The following is a 17,972-nucleotide window of genomic DNA, read 5'->3' on the forward strand; positions in this document are numbered from 1 at the left end:
CTGCGTTAGGGAGGTTCCGGCGGGATCCGGCCGCTGACGGGTGACCGAGGGGTCCCGTACCGACGGGAAACGACGCGCTCCCGACCCGGCCGCTCCGGACTACAGCTCGTACACCTCGCCGTCCACCGCCAGCGGGTCCTCGAACGCCTCCGCCGGCGGGTAGAAGTGCGCGGCGTGGACGACCCTGACCTCCCCCGCGTCCAGGTCGTCGGCGAGCGCGAGCGCCCCTTCGCGGGTCATGTGCTTGGTGCCGAACGTCCGCGGGACGCCGTCCGGGCCGCGGTCCGTCCCCCCGAGCGGGTGGCGCTCGCAGAGGCTCGCGGGGACGATGCCGTCCGCGAGCAGGAGGTCGGGCTCGGCCAGCGCCTCGCGGGAGGCGGGCGGCACGTCGTAGCTCGTGTCGCCGGAGAGCGAGAGTTTCGCGCCCGTCACGGGGTCCTCGATCGCCAGCCCGTAACAGACGAGCGGCGGGTGGTCGACCGGCACGAGCGTCACGTCCAGCCCGCAGATCCGCGCCGCCCCATGGGGCGTGGCGTCGTGGACGGTCACGCGGTCGAGGTAGTCGTACTTCGAGCGGATCGTGTCCGCGACCGACTCCCCGGTCGCGGGGTCGGTCTCGTCGGCCGCGTGGACGGGTAACTCGTCGAAGACGCGGTAGGCGTTGCCGAGGCCGTCGAGGTGGTCGAAGTGGACGTGGGTGACGACTCCGGCGTCGGGGAGCGGGACGCCCGAGTCGAGGAACTGCCGGCGGAAGTCGGGCGAGAAGTCGACGAGGAGCGACTCGCCGGTCCGCTCGTTCTCGACGTGGACGGAGAAGCGCGAGCGCTCCACGCCGCGCTCGCGGGCCGCCCGGCAGGTGTCGCAGTCGCACCCGACGGTCGGCGTGCCGGTCGTGTCGCCCGTGCCGAGCAGCGTGACGCGCATTCGCTAGGCGGGCGAAGGCGGGCGGGGGAGTAAGGGGTATCGGAGTCGGCGGACCGGGGTCGACGCGCCGGACTGCCCCGGCGGCGGCGCGCGAGCGGAACCGACCGGCCGTTTAACATAATGGAATCAATATGAATGAGAACACATAGTATATCTATCAGAATTACGTTCGAAACGAGGTCGCGTGACCGAGGAGTGACTCCGGTCGAGGTCGCGCCGGGCGTACGCCCGAAAGGGCGAGACCGTCATTGCCGACGTCGAACGGCCGCTCCACCGACGTGCGCACGACCTATCGTCCCGGCAGCCTCGTCGCAGCGCCGCTCGGATCCCATGTCCGACCGGGACGCCCGCCACGATCCGGCGACGGCGACGCGGCCGTCGGACGGTTCCGCGGCGCACGAGGTCGACGCTCGGCCGCGCGTCCCGCCGACGCGAGCGACGGCCGGTTCGAGCGCCGACCGTCCGGTTCCGACGTCGGCCCCTTCCGATCCCCCCGTCCCGCCCGTCACACGGTGGGACATCTCGTTCCTCCAGTTCGACGCGCGTAGCGGCCCTCACGGACGGACCGTTCCCCGGCCGTCCCTCCGCTCGCGGCGGCCGGTCCCCGCACGTACGTCGAAGCCGTACTCCGACAGAACTACTAGATATACATAATGTGTAGAAGTATGGTAAATACGTCGCCATTCGTGCTTGAGTCCCGTCCGAGCCACTCCGTTCCGGTACGCTCGTGACGACTCCCGACCGGAACGCGAGGGGTCGCTCCCGTCCCGCGGCCGGACCGAGCACGTAGCAGGGATTACACACGTACCTTTGTAATCTATCCGTTCGGAGGTCGGGGCTTCGTGCTCGAACCGCGACGGCCCCCGTCGAACGGCGGGACGGGGTCCTCCGGGCGGGCCCCGAACCAGCCTACGAGTAGGACATGTTCAGTTCGAACTCCTTCACGACGCCCTTGAGGTACTCCGGGAGTTCGTCCTCGAACCAGTCGCCCCGCATCCGGTGGGTGGGCCCCGCGACGATCAGGCCGCCGGCGACGTCGCCGTCAGGGTTGTGGACCGGGACGCCGACTCCCCAGAGCCCCTTCGTGTGGTCGCCGCGGGCGTAGGCGTACCCCCTGTCGCGGACCGTCTCCAGTTCCTCGTACAGCTCCGCCTCGTCCGTGACCGTCTCGGGCGTCCGGGGCGGGAGGCCGTGCTCGGCGACGATCCGCGGGACGCGGTCGGGGTCCAGGGACGCGAGGATCGCCTTCCCGGCCGCCGACTGGTGGAGCAGGACGTGCCGGCCGATCCGGACGTCGTTCTGGACGCCCTCGCTGCCCCGCTCGCTGTAGAGGTAGACGCCCCGCCCCTCCTGCTCGACGAGGAACGACACGAACTCGCCGGTCTCCTCGGCGATGGTCCGGACCGTCGGCTTGATCCGCTTGTACAGCGGGTTCTGTTCGCGGACGTAGCCGCCGACGTCGAGGAACTTCAGGCTGAGTTCGTACGTCGACCCGTCCTTGACGACGAACCCGTGCTTCCGGAGCGTCGCGAAGTGGCGGTGGACGGTGCTCTTCGAGACCCCGACCTCCTCGGCGACGGTCGTCACCCGCCCGCCGTCGCGTTCCCGGAGCGCGCCGAGTATCTCGAAGAGCGTCTCGTCCGATTTCACCGTCCCGTCCGTCGGCCTCGCGTTCATACCCGCTCACTCTCCCGGGGCCCCATTATGCGTTGCGTATAGTTACCGACAGGTTCGCGCCGTCATTTGTTCCTCGAGACGGAACCACGGGCGGGATCCGACCGGACACCCGGCGACTCGCGCGATCGGTTCCCCCTCACAGAACGGAACCAGTTGATAGGGGAGTTGAACGGATGGAGGAAGAAATCTTCATACGGTTTCGTTTACGGTGACGATTCGGGATCGAGCCCGCGTTCCTCCCGTTCCAAGCTCGCGAACTCCGTTCGTTTCGTCGTTCGACCGTTCCGCGAACGGTGTCGGGAACCGCGGGGGGCGGTCAGTCACTGACCGCGTGAGTCGCGCGGCCTGCCGGCCCGCTCGCACGGGAACCGCCGGGTTCGCCGGACACCGGGCGGGCGGGACGGCGACGCACCGCGGATACCGATGATTTAAGGTGTGTTTCGGGCTAGAGTGGCACGTTCACACATGGGCGCTAACCGTGACCCCGCCTCCCTCGAGGGATACCGACCGTTCCCGGAGGAACGAACCGCCGCCTACAGAGACGAGGGGTACTGGCGCGACACGACGTTCCACGGCCTCGTCGACGATCGGGCGGCGACCACCCCGGACGCGACGGCGGTCGTGGGCCCCGACCGGGAGCTCACCTACGCCGAACTCGCATCGAACTCGCGGTCGCTCGCCGACGCGCTCCGCGCGCGGGGGGTCGCCCCGAACGAGCGCGTCCTCTTCCAGCTTCCGAACTGCGTCGAGTTCCTCGAGGCGTTCTTCGCGTGCTCCCGTCTCGGCGCCATCCCGGTCATGGCGCTCCCGCGACACCGGGAGGCCGAGGTCCGCCACCTGCTCGATCTCTTCGATGCGACCGCGTACGTCACCGCCGGGGACCGGTACGACATGGGGTTCGACTTCGTGGGGCTGGTCGACGACCTGACCGGGGAGTTCGCCCACCTCGAGACGCACGTCGCCGTGACCGAGTCCGGCGACGGGTTGCCGGACGGCTGGCTCGACTTCGCGACCCTCCGCGAGGAGCCGACCGAGGGCGGCGTCGACGGGGTGGACGTGGCTCCGACCGACCCGGGCGTCATGCTCCTGTCCGGGGGGACGACTGGCATGCCGAAGGGCATCCCTCGGACCCACAACGACTACCTCTTCCAGTGGGAGCACATGGCCGCGGCGGCCGGCGTCGAGGACGACTGGGTCGCGTTCCCCAGCGTCCCCATCGGCCACAACGCGTCGCTGAACTGCATCGTCGGCGCGGCGTTCTGGGCCGGCGCGACGGTCGCGGTCGAACCGGTCCTGAAACCGGGGGCGCTGCTGGAACTGATCGAACGCGTGGGCGGCACGTACTCGCTCCCGATCCCGACCCAGCTCATCGACCTGCTCGAGCACCCGGACGTGGACGAGTACGACCTCTCGAGCCTCGAGGTGCTCGTGAGCGGCGGGCAGAAGGTCCCGCCCCGGGTGGTCAGGGAGTGCGTCGACCGCTGGGACGTCGGCTTCTGCAACATCTTCGGCATGGCCGAGGGGCCGCTCGTCTGCTCGCGCCCGGACGACGACGTGGAGGTCCAGGCGGAGACGGTCGGCCGCCCCATCGCGGACGCCGCCGAGGTGCGGGTCGTCGACATGGACCGGGAGGCCGAGGTTCCCGACGGCACGACAGGCGAACTCTCGGTCAGGGGTCCCGGCTACTTCACGGGGTACTTCCGGAACGAGGAGGAGAACGAGGAGAACTTCGACGACGACGGCTGGTTCTACACGGAGGACGTGCTCGCGCGCCGGGAGGACGGGAACTACCAGGTGTTCGGCCGCATCAAGGACACGATCATCCGCGGCGGGGAGAACATCTACGCCCCCGGCGTCGAGGACGTGGTCGCAGAACACCCGAGCGTCGCGAACGTCGCCGTCGTCGCGATGCCCGACGACCGGCTCGGCGAGCGCCCGTGCGCGTTCGTCGAACTCGCCGAGGGGGTCGAGTCGCTCACGCTCGACGAGCTCACGGAGTTCCTCGCGGAGCGCGGCATGGCCGTGTTCAAACGGCCAGAGCGGCTGGAGGTCAGGTCGCAGCTCCCGCGAACCGGCGTCGGGAAGCTCGACAAGAAGCTGCTCGAGGAACGTATCGCCGAGGAGACCGACGCCGAGTCCGGGCCCGTGTAGGCCGCGCGACCGGGCGGCGTCGACCCGCCGCACCGTCGACTTGGTCCCGCCGCGTCGTCGGCACCAGGCCGCCGCACCGTCGACCGGTCGGCCCGCCCGACCCGTCCGTTACCGGTCGGCTCCGGGTTCGCCGTAGTACGTACAGAGGTCCGCGCGCCCGGTCGCCACGAGCGTGTTCACCTCGTCGGCGGTCGTGGCCCCGACGGTCGCCATCGTCGGGACGTCGAGCTCGTTCCGGAGGTGGTCGCCGTAGTTGGCGAGCCCCTCGACGTCGTCGGGCGACTCGTGGGGGGAGACCCCGCCGGCGACCGGCGCGAGCAGGTCGACCCCCGCGTCGACGAGTGCCCGCCCGACCTCGAAGGACTCCTCGAGCGTGAGGCCGCCGTCGGCCCAGTCGGTGGCCTGCAGCGCGACGCCGAGCGGTTTCGACTCGGGCCAGGCCGCCCGAACCTCGCGCGCTATCTCCAGCGGGAACCGGAGGCGATCGGCGACGGGGCCGCCGTACTCGTCGGCCCTGTCGTTCGTCACCGGGGAGAGGAACGACCCGGGGAGGTAGCCGTTCCCGAACTGGAGCTGGAGGTAGTCGAACCCGGCGTCGTCCGCCCGCTCGGTCGCGTCGACGAACGACCGCTTCACGCGTGCGAGGTCCTCCCGCGTCATCGCTCCCGGCGAGAACGTCCCGGGACGGTTCGGGTACCGGTCGTCGATCCGCGGCGCCCACGACTCGTTCCGCCGGGTCGGCCCCTCGAGCGCGAACGCCCGCGGCTGGACCGCGCCGCGGTCGCCCGCGTGGACGAGCTGGGTTCCGGTCGGCGCCCGCGCCGCGTCCACGGCGTCGCGCCAGGCGTCCGCGTGGGCGTCCTCGTAGAGCCCGGGGCTTCCGGGGGTGATGCGGCCGTCCCGTGACACCGCGAGCGGCTCGGTGATCGCGAGCCCGGCGTCGCTCGCGGCCCGCTCGCCGAACGCGGCCAGCTGGGGATCGGAGGGCGCCCCCTCGACGGACGAGGTCGTGGGCCCGGCGACGCTGACCGTCCGCCGCCGCAGGCGGAGCCCCCGGAGGTCGAGCGGCCGCGTGAGCGGCGGCGACGGCTCCGAAACCGACGCCGGCTCGTCCGGGCCGCCGGGGGTGGCCGCGGCGAACCAGCGGTCGAACTGGTCGACGAGGTCGGGGTCGCGCCGCCGCATGCTGGCGTACGAGATCCGGCCGGTCCGGGTCATGTGGTGGAGCGCGAACTGGACGCCGGGGAGGTCGAAGAACCGACGGATGTGCTCGAAGTGCAACCTGCTCCGCTCGGCCGCCCGCTGGAGCGACCGCGAGGCCGGTCGGCGTTCGGACTCGTACGCGGAGAGCGCCGACTCGACGTCGCCGTCGAACCCGTCGAGGGCGTCCGCGAGGCCGATGGCGTCCTCGAGGGCGATCGTCGTCCCCGAGCCGATGGAGTAGTGTGCCGTGTGGGCGGCGTCGCCGAGCAGGACGACGTTCCCGTGGTGCCAGCGGTCGTTCGTGACCGTGGTGAACGTCCGCCACTTGTCCTGCTGTGAGAGCAGGTCGTGCCCGTCCAGGTGGTCGGCGAAGACGTCCTCGAGGTACGCGAGGTACTCCTCCTCCGGCCGTTCGTCGAGTCGGGCGTTCGTCCAGGTCTCCCGGTCGCAGTCGACGATGAACGTGCTCGTCTCGCCCGGGTACGTGTGGGCACACCAGATCCCGTCGTCGTTCTCGACGAAGATGTGGCTCAGCGCCTCGAAGTCGGCGTCCGTCCCGAACCAGGAGAACCGCGTCTCGCCGTCGATCGTCTCGGCGCCGAACTCGTCGGCGAACGCCTCGCGGGTCCCGCTGTGGATGCCGTCGGCGGCGATCACGAGGTCGGCGTCCGCGGCCAGCGCGTCCGGGTCCTCGACGGCGTGGTCGAAGACGAGTTCGACCCCGACCTCGGCACAGCGCTCCTGCAGGAGCGCCAGCAGGTCGGTCCGCATCATGCTCAGGAACGTGTGCCCGTGGGAGCGGTAGCGTTCGCCGCCGTAGTAGAGGTCGAACGGCTCCCAGCGGGTCGCGGTCCCGTCGATCGCGTCGTGGGAGGGGCCGTCCGCCTCGGCGAGCTTCGAGAGCGTCCGCTTCGGGAGGACGATCCCCCACCCGTAGGTGACGTCCGGCGGGTTCCGCTCGTGGACGGTGACGGTCCAGTCGGGGTGGGTCCGCTTCAGCAGGAGGCTGGCGTAGAGCCCCCCCGGCCCCCCGCCGATCGTGGCTACGTCCATGACGGGCTCGTCGCCCGGCGGAACCGGCGGTTGCTGTACCGTGCTGTCCCCGCGTGCGGCAGGCTCTCGCTCGTCACGCCTCGAACTGGTCGGGACTCCGTATTAATTATTGTCCACGGGTCCGGTCGACACGACCCCCGTTCCCGGCCCGACGCCGTCGTCCGCGCAACCCGCCACGTCTCGGCGGGAACGGCCCTCCGGGCTGCGACGATCGAGGCGCCACCTTCACGATTATACGCAACGTTTTTGTAGTAGACGGGGAATGAGGGCAAGTACCATGCTACGCGACAGTTTCTGGTACCCGAACACGGCCCGTGGATTCGGGCTCCTCGTGGTGGTCGTCGGGATGGTCTTCCTGCACCAGAGCGAGTTCCTCGGACTGATGGACGCTGGGACGCTCGTCTTCGGCTGGCTGCCGATCCAGCTCGCGTTCGACATCGGCTTCAACCTGGTGGGAGTCCTGATCCTCTACGCGATGTACCGCGCCGCGCCGACGCCGCCCGCGGCGTTCGAGCCGACGAGGGAGGAACGCTGATGGTCTCGACCGCGAACCTCGTCATCCTCGGCATCACCGGGACGTACCTCCTGGCCGTCCTCGGCGTCGGACAGTACGCCTCCCGGACGACGACCGCCAGCAGGGAGGACTTCCTGATGGCCGACCGGTCGTTCAACACGGTCGTGCTGCTCGCGGCGCTGTTCGCGACGAACATGACCGCCGTCGTCATGATCGGGGCGCCGGGGCTCGCCTATCGCACGGGAGCGGGCGCGTACGGCTTCTTCGTCTCGCTGTTCGCGTTCCTCTTCCCGGTGTTCGTCATGACGATCGGCTACCGGATCTGGCTGGTCGGGAAGCGGTTCGGCCACATCACGCCCGGACAGATCGTCAACCACCGCTGGAACGCCGACTACCTCGGCCTCCTGCTGATGGTCCTGTTCACGGTCTGGACGGTCCCCTACGTCCTCGTCGGCGTGCAGGGGGCGGGCATCACCCTCGAGGCGATCACCGAGGGGCTCGTCCCGTACTGGCTCGGCGCGCTCGTCACCCTCGCCGTGGTCGGGTTCTACGTCTATCAGGGCGGGATGCGCGGCACCGGGTGGACGAACACGTTCCAGGGCGCGGTGTTCATCGTGTTCCTGCTCGCCGTCTTCCTCTGGGTGCCGCTGGAACTGGGCGGCTTCGACGAGGCGACGGCGGCGGTCGCACAGATCAACGACGGGGTGTTCCTCGACCGCGCGGGCATCCCGCCGTACGCGCCCCGGACGTGGTTCTCCCAGGCGCTCATCGTCGCGTTCGGCGCGTTCGTCTACCCGCACCTGTTCATCCGGTACATGACCGCGAACTCCGTCAAGACGCTGAAGAACACCTCCGTCCTTTACCCGGTCGCGGTCATCCTGACGTGGGTGCCGGCGGTGCTGCTCGGCTTCTGGGGGCTCGCGCAGTTCCCCGACATCGCGAACCCGGACTTCATCCTCCCCACCGTGGTCGCCGAACTGCTCCCGGTCTGGGCGATCGGCTTCGCGCTGGCCGGCATCCTGGCCGCGCTGATGTCGAGCCTCGACGGACAGGTGCTCACGCTCAGCACGATGTTCTCCGAGGACGTCGTCCACGAGTTCTTCGAGGCCGACGAGGCCACCGAGATCTGGTACTCCCGGGTGTTCCTCGTCGCCATCTTCGCGGCCGCCTACGCCGGCGCGCTCCTGACGAAGGACTCCATCGTCGACACGGCGACGTTCGCGTTCTCCGGCTACGCGCTGATGTTCTTCCCCATCGTCGCGGCGTTCTACTGGAAGCGGTCGACCAAGACGACCGCGTACGCGGGCCTCGTCTGGGGGTTCGTACTCATCTGGGCGTTCGACCTCGGCCTGCTCCCGGAGGGGCTGACGTTCGGGTTCCTCCCGTTCGTCCCGATCCTCGTGAGCCAGTTGCTCGTGATGATCGTCGCCACCTACGCGACGTCGGTCCCGGACGAGGCGCCCGTCGAGGAGTACGAGGCGCTCTTCGAGGACGTCTGGTAGCGTCGGCCGTCCCGCGGGCCGGGGGACGGCGGCCGGCCCGACCTCGCGTCGGAGGGGTCGGCGGCCGACCGATTTTATTCCGAGGCCGCCACGCATTCGGAATGTACCCTAACCGTCGATTATAAGGAACCGTCCCGTCTGGTGGGACCAATGAGCGGACACGCGATCGAGGACGGACCCGCCGGGATCGACGACGACTGGTTCTCCGAACCGGAGCGGCTGGTCGACCCGTACGTCGCGGGGAAGGGCGGGGAGTCGCTGGACGAGCGAACGCGGCTCCGCCACGAGCGCGACTTCTGGCGCGGCCTGTTCGACCAGCTCGTCGCGGAACTCCCCGAGGGGGTTCTGATCACGGACCGGGAGGGATCGCTCACGCACTGGAACGACAAGCTGGGGACGGATCTCCGCGTCCCGCGCGAGGAGGCCGTCGGGGAACGGGCCGCCGACGTCATCGATCCCGAGGGGAAGAGCGAACCGCTCTCCGACGAGATCCTCAGGCGGGGCGAACCGGTCGCGGAGGACGACGTCCGGGAGGTGCCGACGACCGACTGCATCTTCCAGGTGTACGGCATCCCGCTTCGCGACCCGGACGGCGACGTGACCGGGGCGTTCGTGGTCGCCCCGGACGTCTCCGAACACGTCGACCGGCAGCGCGAACTCGAGCGCCTCCAGCGGGAGGTCCGCACCGAGGTGAGCGGGCGCGTGGACGACGTCGTGACGACGGTCGACGACGTCGCGTCGTTCGCAGAGGAGACGGAGGCGTTCGCCGGCGAACAGGCCGAGCGGATGCACGAGGTTGCCGAGGAGGTGTCGAACCTGAGCGCGGCGGTCGAGGAGATCGCGGCCAGCGCCGCCCAGGTCGAGACCGCGAGCGAACACGCCGCCGAGCGGGCGGCCGACGGGGAGACCGCGGCGGCGGCCGCGGACGAGGCGATGCGCGACGTCGACGCCGCCGCCGCGGAGGTGACGGGGACCGTCGAGACGCTGCGGGACCAGGCGGAGGCGGTCGACCACATCACGGCCGTCATCAACACGATCGCCGAGCGCACGAACCTGCTGGCGCTCAACGCGAGCATCGAGGCGGCCCGCGCGGGCGAGGCGGGCGAGGGGTTCGCGGTCGTCGCCGACGAGGTGAAGTCGCTCGCCGAGGAGAGCCAGGAGGAGGCCGAGAAGATCAGCGACATCGTCGCGCGCATCCAGGCGCGGAGCGGGGAGACCGCCGACCAACTGGAGGCGATGGCGGACGAGGTCGAACGCGCGCGCGAGCGGGTGGCCCGGGTGACCGGGGCCCTGGAGTCCATCGTCACCGCCGCGGAGGAGACGGTCGACGGGACCGGCGAGATCGCGACGGCGACCGACGAGCAGGCGGCCTCCGCCGAGGAGATCTCGGCGATGATCGGGGAGGCCGTCGAGGAGCTCGAGGCGATGGAGCGCCGCATCGAGGAGGTCGCCGCCACGGCGGACGAGGGCCGGGAGCACGCCCGCGCCGTGGAGGCGGAGGTCTCCTCGCTCACCGAGTAGTCACGGACGTGACGAGGCCCCGTGGCGGGTCGAACCGCGCGGCCCCGCCGCCTCGTGACGTCCGATCGATACAGGGCGTCCGACCCCATCCGTGGACCCATATGGGTCGACGGGAGCCGAACAGTAGAAGAAATTACAAGATTAAAAAATCATACGATTTCATAAACAAAATCGGCGGCAGCGAGACTACACGCGGCCGGTCGAGAGGAGGATGGCGGAACGAAGAAATACGGGGATGGGACTGAACATCGTTCGCTATAACTGGGAAACCCATTCAGATCGGGCGGATGGAAGGCGGATTCACCTTCGACGAACGGAAATCGAGGTCGGACCGCATCGACTGTCGGGGACGACGGCGAAAAACGACCGAGTGGAGCCACGTAGTCGGCCGCCCGGACCGGATGTCGGCACGGCGTCACCCCGCTGTCGCCGGCGCACCGGAGCCTCGGCGCGCCCCCTAAACATAGAATGTAAATAATAGATAGAAAAATTATATCTTCGCGAACGGAAGACGGTCGTGGAACCGCCCGAGGTCGCGTTTCGAACCCCGGGGCCCCGACCGGCACGGCCCAGGCGGTCGCCGAGGAGGGCCCCGGACCGGAACAAGTTCTCTCGTCCAACTCGCCCGACGTGACCGCTCGAGGAACCGGCTCGGAGGGGACGCGGACCCCTTCCGACGCGCGAACGCGGGCTTCCCGCGGACGTGACTGCGTCTCGTCGCCCGAAACTGGGCGACGGTTGTTCCGAGCCCTCGCTCGCACGTGGACGACGCTCGTGCTGGCGACGGCGGTGACGCTGTGGGCCGTCCACCGCGAGTGGCGGACGTGGACGACCGGCGGGTAGCACGAGTGGACGGAGTTCCACTTCTACTGGCCGTGGTACGCGTGGAGTCACACCGATCATATCGTCGGCCCGTCGTCCCCGCTCATGACGCTCGACGTCCTGACCGGAATCGCGCTCTGGTACCTCCCGGCCGCCGCCGTCGTCGCCGGCCTCCGGCGCGGGCACGCGTCCGTCCGTGTCCCCGGACACGGCCGCTTCGCCGAGGTCGCACGGGCCGCGTCGTTTCGTCTCCTCCGGGGGCTCGGCGTCCTGCTGGTCGGCGTCGTCGCGAGCGCGCTCCCGCCGCTGTCCGTCTCGCTTTTCACGCTCCCCGACAGTTCCTCCTCGTCGGCGCTCACGCCTCGTTCGGCAGTGGCTACGTCGAGGAGTCGATGTCCGCCTGGACGGTGCCGCTTGCGTGTCCCGAGTGGTACGGCGTCGTCACTGCGGTCTCGAACCCGTACCGGCACCTCCGGGGATCCGGTGCGGTGACGGGCGGGTGAGGGCGGGAACGGGGCCGGTCCGGACGCTCAGTCGTCGTGCGAGTGGTCGTGACCGTCGTGGTGGTCGTGTGATCCGCCGCCGGACGACTCCCCGCCGTCGCCGGCGACTTCCGGGACCTCGGCGCCCTCCCCCTCGATCATGTCCATGTTCTTGAGGTTGTCGCGCTCCTCGAAGTCCTCGACCGCGTTCATGATGTCCTCCTGGGTGATGGACATGCGCTCGTCGGTCAGGGCCTCGAGCACGGCCTCCCGCAGCACCATCCGGAGGTCCGACCCCGTCAGGCCCTCCGTCCGCTCGGCGGCCTCCTGCGGGTCGAACTCCGCGATCTCCATCCGGCGCGTGATGATCTCGAGGATGTCCGAGCGCATCTGCCGGTCCGGTTTCGGAAAGTTGACGATCTCGTCGAAGCGCCGCCAGGCGGCTGCGTCGAGCTGGTCGGGGTGGTTCGTCGCGGAGATGAGCAGCACCTCGTCGCGGACCAGCGAGATGTCGTCGATCGACTTCAGCAGGGTGTTGACCGCGCGCTTGAGCGCCGCGTGCTCGTCGCTCCGGCGGGTCTTCGCCACCGAGTCGAACTCGTCGATGAAGAGGATACAGGGCGCGAGTCGCTTGGCGACCTCGAACGTCTTCTCGACGTTCTTGGCCGTCTCGCCGAGGTACTGGCTCGTCACCATCGAGAGCTTCACCTCGACGAACGGGAGGCCGAGTTCGTGTGCGAGCGCCCGGGCGGCGGTCGTCTTGCCGGTGCCGGGCGGGCCGACGAACAGGAGCTTGCCGATCTCGCGGAGGCCGATCTGCGCGAGGTACTCGCGGTGCTCGATGGCCTTCATCAGCTTGTGAATCTCGCCCTCCTGGTCCTCGGTGAGCACGAGGTCCTGGAGGGTCATCTCGATCTCCTCGGGCGCCTTCACCGTGACGAGATCGAGCATGTCGTCCCCGTCCTCGTCGTCGTCGTCGCCGAAGTACTCGTCGAGCAGCGCGTCGATCCAGACGCGGTCCGCGCGGATGGGACGGTTCTCGTCGCGCGCCTCCTCGTGGCCGACGCCGAACTCGGCGCCTGACTCCTCGGCGACCTTCGCGAGCACCGGGTTCGCGAGGAGCCGTTCGTCGTCGACGCGGTCGAGCAGCCACTCAGTCGCCATGTCGGGCTGGGTCAGCTCCAGCTCGCCGGAGAAGTCGGTCCGCTGGGTGAACAGGAGGTCCGAGATCGCCTCCCAGGGTCGCTCGACGCCGGTCGCGGTCGTCGCGTTCGGTTCGGTGACGTGGAGCGGTCGCTCGACGCCGCCGGGGCCGCCCTCGTCGTCCGGGGCGTCGCTCCAGAAGACGCGGCGGTATCGCGGCGGGAGGTCGTCCGCGTCGAGCGCGCGGTCGTCGGTGTATCGGCGCGCGGTGACGAGGAGTTCGACCACGTCGACTGCCGGGTCACTCATCCCACTACCCTTCCCGCCCGCCCCGTTTAAGCACGTCGAAGCGGACGAAGGTTCGCCCCGCTTCGGGACGCGATTCGGCCCGCACGGCGGGTCACGCGCCGATCCCGCCGCCCGGCTCTGATCCGTCGTCGAGGGCCGGATCCGTGAAGACGACGACGGTCCCCCCGTACAGCAGGACGTCGTACTCGCGCCGCTCGTACCCGTCGAGCAGCGGCGCGACCTCGGCGGCGTCCCCCGGCGTCGAGACCACGACCGGCGGCGGGTCGTCCGGGACGGCCTCGGGCGAGCGCGCGTGCGAGGCGTCCGCACCGGCGCGCTCGACGTACCAGGGGAGCGGGAGCCGGCGGAGCCAGTAGCCGAGCCAGTCCGGGTCCGTGCGCGGGGGCGCGTCCGCCACGGACTCGTTCGGCAACCGGAAGCGCTCGCCGTAGTAGAGCACCCCACCCTTCCCGGCCGACGCCTCGACGTCGGCCGCCAGCGGCTCGAAGTCGTCGCCCGGCTGTGCGCCCTGAGCGAGGAGGTTCACGCGCGGCGTCGGCTCCGCGTAGGACGTCGTCGCCGCGACGAACCCCGCCTGCGCGCACACGAGCAGGAGCACGCAGGCGAGCGCGCCCGCGGCGAGTCGGTCGCCCCTCGCCCACCAACTGCGGCCCCGCCGGAGGACCGCGACCGCGCCGACTGCCGCCGGCACCGCGAGCGGGACGAGCGCGTGGACCGCGAGCCAGGGCGCCATGATGTCGGCCGCGACGGGGTAGCCCGCGATCGCGGCGAGCCCCCAGGCGGCCGTCGCGACGACGAGTGCCCGAGGGGGCCTGGGGTCCTCCGCCGAGGTGAGCGGGCGCGGCGGTTCCCGGCGGAGTTCCCCGGCGACGCCGAGCAGCGCCGCGCCGTACAGCGCCGCCCCGCCGAGCGCGACGCTGCCGAGCAGGTGCGCGAGGAACGGGAGGTACGGGGTGGCGTGCGTCCCGGTCCAGAGGCTGCCCGCGAACGTCCCCCACGCGCCGACCGTGCCCGCGGCGAGAACCGCGACCGGCCGTGTCGACAGGCCGTCCAGTCCGGGCGGGTACCCCCGGGGAACGTAGAAGAACCAGGCGACGAGGACGGCGAGCAGGAGCGCGGGGACCGCCGGAGCGAGGAGCGGGCGGAGCCGAGCGACCGCGTCGCGGACCCCGTCTCGCCCCTCGAACCGCAGGCGAACGGCGAGTCCGACGCCCCCCGCGCCGGCGACACAGAGCAGGTAGACGAGGACGTTCTCCTTCGCCGTCAGCGCGAGGCCGAGGAGGACGCCGGCCGCGAGGAGGTGGCCGGTCGGCCGCGGGCCGGAGCGGCCGGCCGTCCGGTACGCGCGGTACGACAGCGCGAACGCCCCGAACGCGAAGGCCGCGAGGGGGACGTCCGCGCGGAAGAACCGCGAGAAGTACAGGAGTAGGGGGTTCAGCGCGAGAAAGCCCGCGAGCGCGACCACCTCCGCGTCGTCAAGCGCGTCGCGGAACGCGAGCGCGGCGAGCGGGAGCGCGGCGCCCAGCAGCGCGGGGAGCAGGCGGACGACGAACTCGCTCGGGCCAAACGCGTCGAGGAGGGGCGCCGTCGCGATCTCGAGGAACGGCCCGTGGACGATGGGCCTGTAGGCGAACCGGCCGGTGTCGAGATAGCGGAGCGTCCAGTAGCCGACGCGGGCCTCGTCGAAGTGCATCGCGCGGGCGCCCAGATCCCACAGGCGGAGGACGAGCGCGAGGAGCGCGAGGAGGGGGACCGCGCGCACGGGGTCGCGGAGGGACGCGAGCGGGGTCCGGTCGTCGGCGCGGGAGGTCACGGCCGCGACTCCGACGGCCTGGTGTAAGTGTCTTGCCGAGTCGCGGTCGTCGGCCGCGGCCGACTCGGCCGACGCGGACGCGTCGGCGGCGGTGAACGGTACGAGCATCGAACGGCGACCATCCGGCCGTGTCCTCCCTCCAGTACGGGGCGGTTCCAACGTTCCGCTTCGAGCGGTCCGCGTTCGTCGTGATGCTGGTCCCCGTAAGCGTACGCGCTCCTCGCCTGCTGGCGTACGCGCTGGTTCGTGGTACCCCGGTAGGTTCATCCACCGGCCGGACCGATCGGCGTCGCGTTACCGGCGGGAGCGCGGTCAGACGACGCGAGCGTAGATCTCCTCGGCCACCCTCATGTACGGCGTTCGTCGCCGGACGACGTAGTACGGCACGAGGTCGGGGGCGAACTTCGATTTGTACGACGACATGCGTCGCTTGTTGGCCCCCGCCAGGTCGTAGTACGACTCCCCTCGCTCGATGCCGTCCCTCATCGCCCGCCAGTGAAGCGCGTCGTTGACCCCCACCCGAACGTCCGGCGTCGCAGCGCCGACCCAGGCGTACGCCGAGTCCCCCGAGGCCAGGATGACGTTGCCGCCGACGAACTCGCCGCCCAGCGTGCAGACGTACGGTCGGACGACGCCGGCCGGTAACCGCTCGTACAGCGCCTCGAGGAACGACGAATCGAGGGGGTACGACCGACCCTGTTCCTCGTAGCGTTCACGCACCTGCTCGACGGTTCGTCGAATGCCCTCGACCCCGCCCAGTTCGACGACGCAGCCGGCGTCCTCGCAGTCCCGGACGTTCGAGCGGGCGTCCCCGCTGAACCGGTCGAACAGGCGCTCCCGTCCGGGCGTCAGGTCCACGACGTAGGTGAAACGAGGGCTGAAGTCGAACCCCGCCCAGCCGAAGGGGCGGGGGTCCCGGTAGCCGAACGTCGTCCGGATGTGCACGTACTTCGGGCCGATCGTCGAGCGGACGTGATCGAGACACGACCGAACGAACCGGTTCTGGCGCCGTTCCACGTTCCGCCGTGACAGGTGGTCGTGGTCGACGAGCACCGGTCCGAGGTAGGGCACCTTCAGGTTCGGGGGCGGCGAGAACGCGGTCGAGACGAACGGATAGGAGCGCTCGAAGAGGGGGAACAACCCGACGGCTTCCCGCCCCTTGTAGCCGACGAGCGGGTGCGGACGCATGTCGCTGGAGTCGGCAAACAGTTCCAGGGACTCGTACCGGTGAAACGGCGTCGCCTGCGAGGCCTCCCCGACGAGGCGGTTCCACTCGTCGCTGTCGTCGTCGGCCATCCGGACGACTTCGTACGGCGGTCCCTCCATGACGACAGGTGTGAACCACCGTTCTCTCGCTATTTGTCTTTGTTACCGGTTGGACACGGACGGCACCCAGTTCGGGGGCGTCTGGCTCGAAATACGCGTCGACTATTCACGGGGCGGATTCCGCTAAACGGGGCACGAACCCCGTCCGACGCGGTCGTCGGATACTGCTCGAACCACCGGCGTACTGTAGCGTCCGCTTCGGTCGACGGGAGTCGTCGGTCGAACCCTGTCACGGCTCCAACGCCGGCCAACGGGTGCACGGTTCTCCCGGATTTATTGGCATGGCCTCCGGAGTTCGCCCCATGGCAACGCCCGTCATCGCGGCCGCCCACCGGACCCCGTTCGGCAAGGGCGGCGGCGTCTTCGCCGACACGCGCAGCGAGGACCTCTCGGTCGCGCTCGTCGACCACGTCCTCGAGGAGTACGACCTGGACCCCGACGACGTCGACGACCTCATGTGGGGCGTCGCACAGCAGCGCGGCGAGCAGGACAACAACGTCGCGCGGGTCGTATCGCTCCTCTCGGGGCTCGGCGAGGGGACGCCGGCGACGAGCATCAACCGCTGGTGCGCCTCCTCGATGCAGGCGATCATCTCCGCGTCGGACGCCGTCGCGGCCGGGAACCGCGACTGCATACTCGCCGGCGGCGTCGAGAACATGTCCCGCGTGCCGATGGACGGCGACTCCTACGAGCACCTCCACCCCGAACTCTCGGAGCGGTACAACGTGTTCCAGCTCCAGATGGGGATGACCGCCGAGAAGGTCGCCGAGGAGTACGGCGTCTCCCGGGAGGCCCAGGACGAGTACGCGGCGCGGAGCCACCGCCGCGCCGCGGAGGCGACGGAGTCGGGCCGCTTCGACGACGAGATCGTCCCCATCGAGACGGACGAGGGCGTGGTGACCGAGGACGAGGGCATCCGTCCGGACACGGACGTCGAGACGCTCGCGGGCCTCGCGCCGGCGTTCACCGGCGACGGCACGGTGACGGCCGGGAACTCCTCGCAGATCTCGGACGGCGCGGCGGCGACGCTCGTCTGCTCGCGGGAGTTCGCGGACGAGCGCGGCCTGGAGGTGCTCGCGGAGGTCGGCACGAACGACGTCGCCGGCGTCGACCCGACGGTGATGGGAATCGGCCCGGTCCCGGCCACCCGCGGCCTGCTGGAGCGGAACGGCCGCTCCATCGACGACTACGGCCTCGTGGAACTGAACGAGGCGTTCGCCTCCCAGTGTGAGTACGCGCGTCGCGAGCTGGGTGTGCCGGAGGAACGGTACAACGTCAACGGCGGCGCGATCGCGGTCGGCCACCCGCTGGGCGCCTCGGGTGCTCGGCTGCCGGTGACGCTGATCCACGAGATGAGAAAGCGGGACGTGGACCGGGGGCTCGCGGCGCTGTGTGTCGGGTTCGGGCAGGGCGCGGCGATCGAATTCAGTCGGTAGGGGTTACGGTTTCTTCGCATCCGTCTAGGGAGTCGAGCGTGTGGGGGAATCGGAGTGACTCGAAAGCCCCCGCGGCTCTCGACTCCCGCGGACCGC

General features: G+C 70.3%; 11 protein-coding genes. 5 read left to right on the forward strand and 6 right to left on the reverse strand.

The annotated features are described in order from the left end of the window. Window positions 1-99: 99 nt before the first annotated feature. Window positions 100-924, reverse strand: coding sequence for an MBL fold metallo-hydrolase (locus HUG12_RS05735; RefSeq protein ID WP_179267844.1), 825 nt, complete (start codon window positions 922-924; stop codon window positions 100-102). A 909-nt stretch (window positions 925-1,833) separates the two neighbouring features. Beyond that, complete coding sequence (locus tag HUG12_RS05740) at window positions 1,834-2,601, reverse strand: IclR family transcriptional regulator (protein WP_179267845.1); 768 nt, start codon at window positions 2,599-2,601, stop codon at window positions 1,834-1,836. Between the two features lie 465 nt (window positions 2,602-3,066). On the opposite strand from HUG12_RS05740, the gene HUG12_RS05745 reads away from it, so the two are divergent. After that, window positions 3,067-4,752, forward strand: coding sequence for a (2,3-dihydroxybenzoyl)adenylate synthase (locus tag HUG12_RS05745; RefSeq protein WP_179267846.1), 1,686 nt, complete (start codon window positions 3,067-3,069; stop codon window positions 4,750-4,752). Window positions 4,753-4,860: 108 nt separating this feature from the next. On the opposite strand, the gene HUG12_RS05750 is transcribed toward HUG12_RS05745, so the two are convergent. Next, entirely contained in the window at window positions 4,861-7,008 is a 2,148-nt protein-coding gene (locus HUG12_RS05750; protein ID WP_179267847.1) for an oxidoreductase, read from the reverse strand. A gap of 277 nt (window positions 7,009-7,285) precedes the next feature. Between HUG12_RS05750 and HUG12_RS05755 the strand changes: the two genes are divergently transcribed. From HUG12_RS05755 to HUG12_RS05765, 3 genes are all read left to right on the forward strand, one after another. Beyond that, window positions 7,286-7,543, forward strand: coding sequence for a hypothetical protein (locus tag HUG12_RS05755; RefSeq protein WP_179267848.1), 258 nt, complete (start codon window positions 7,286-7,288; stop codon window positions 7,541-7,543). Continuing rightward, window positions 7,543-9,024 (forward strand): sodium:solute symporter family protein, encoded by a 1,482-nt coding sequence (locus HUG12_RS05760; protein ID WP_179267849.1) that lies wholly within the window; start codon window positions 7,543-7,545, stop codon window positions 9,022-9,024. The genes HUG12_RS05755 and HUG12_RS05760 overlap by 1 nt, the downstream gene beginning before the upstream one ends. 150 nt (window positions 9,025-9,174) lie before the next feature. Continuing rightward, complete coding sequence (locus tag HUG12_RS05765) at window positions 9,175-10,545, forward strand: methyl-accepting chemotaxis protein (protein ID WP_179267850.1); 1,371 nt, start codon at window positions 9,175-9,177, stop codon at window positions 10,543-10,545. A 1,352-nt stretch (window positions 10,546-11,897) separates the two neighbouring features. Here HUG12_RS05765 and HUG12_RS05770 read toward each other — a convergent pair. From HUG12_RS05770 to HUG12_RS05780, 3 genes are all read right to left on the reverse strand, one after another. Further along, window positions 11,898-13,301 carry an ATP-binding protein gene (locus HUG12_RS05770; RefSeq protein WP_179267851.1) on the reverse strand — a complete coding sequence of 468 codons (1,404 nt, stop codon included), beginning with the start codon at window positions 13,299-13,301 and terminating at the stop codon, window positions 11,898-11,900. Window positions 13,302-13,392: 91 nt separating this feature from the next. Continuing rightward, window positions 13,393-15,222, reverse strand: coding sequence for a flippase activity-associated protein Agl23 (locus HUG12_RS05775; protein ID WP_179267852.1), 1,830 nt, complete (start codon window positions 15,220-15,222; stop codon window positions 13,393-13,395). Window positions 15,223-15,426: 204 nt separating this feature from the next. Next, on the reverse strand, window positions 15,427-16,440 hold the full coding sequence (locus HUG12_RS05780; protein WP_179267853.1) for a lipid II:glycine glycyltransferase FemX: 1,014 nt from the start codon (window positions 16,438-16,440) through the stop codon (window positions 15,427-15,429). Window positions 16,441-16,742: 302 nt separating this feature from the next. On the opposite strand from HUG12_RS05780, the gene HUG12_RS05785 reads away from it, so the two are divergent. Further along, on the forward strand, window positions 16,743-17,876 hold the full coding sequence (locus HUG12_RS05785; RefSeq protein WP_179267854.1) for a thiolase family protein: 1,134 nt from the start codon (window positions 16,743-16,745) through the stop codon (window positions 17,874-17,876). Window positions 17,877-17,972 lie beyond the last annotated feature (96 nt).

The organism is Halorarum salinum, assembly GCF_013402875.1.
In the GTDB taxonomy this organism is placed as follows: domain Archaea; phylum Halobacteriota; class Halobacteria; order Halobacteriales; family Haloferacaceae; genus Halorarum; species Halorarum salinum.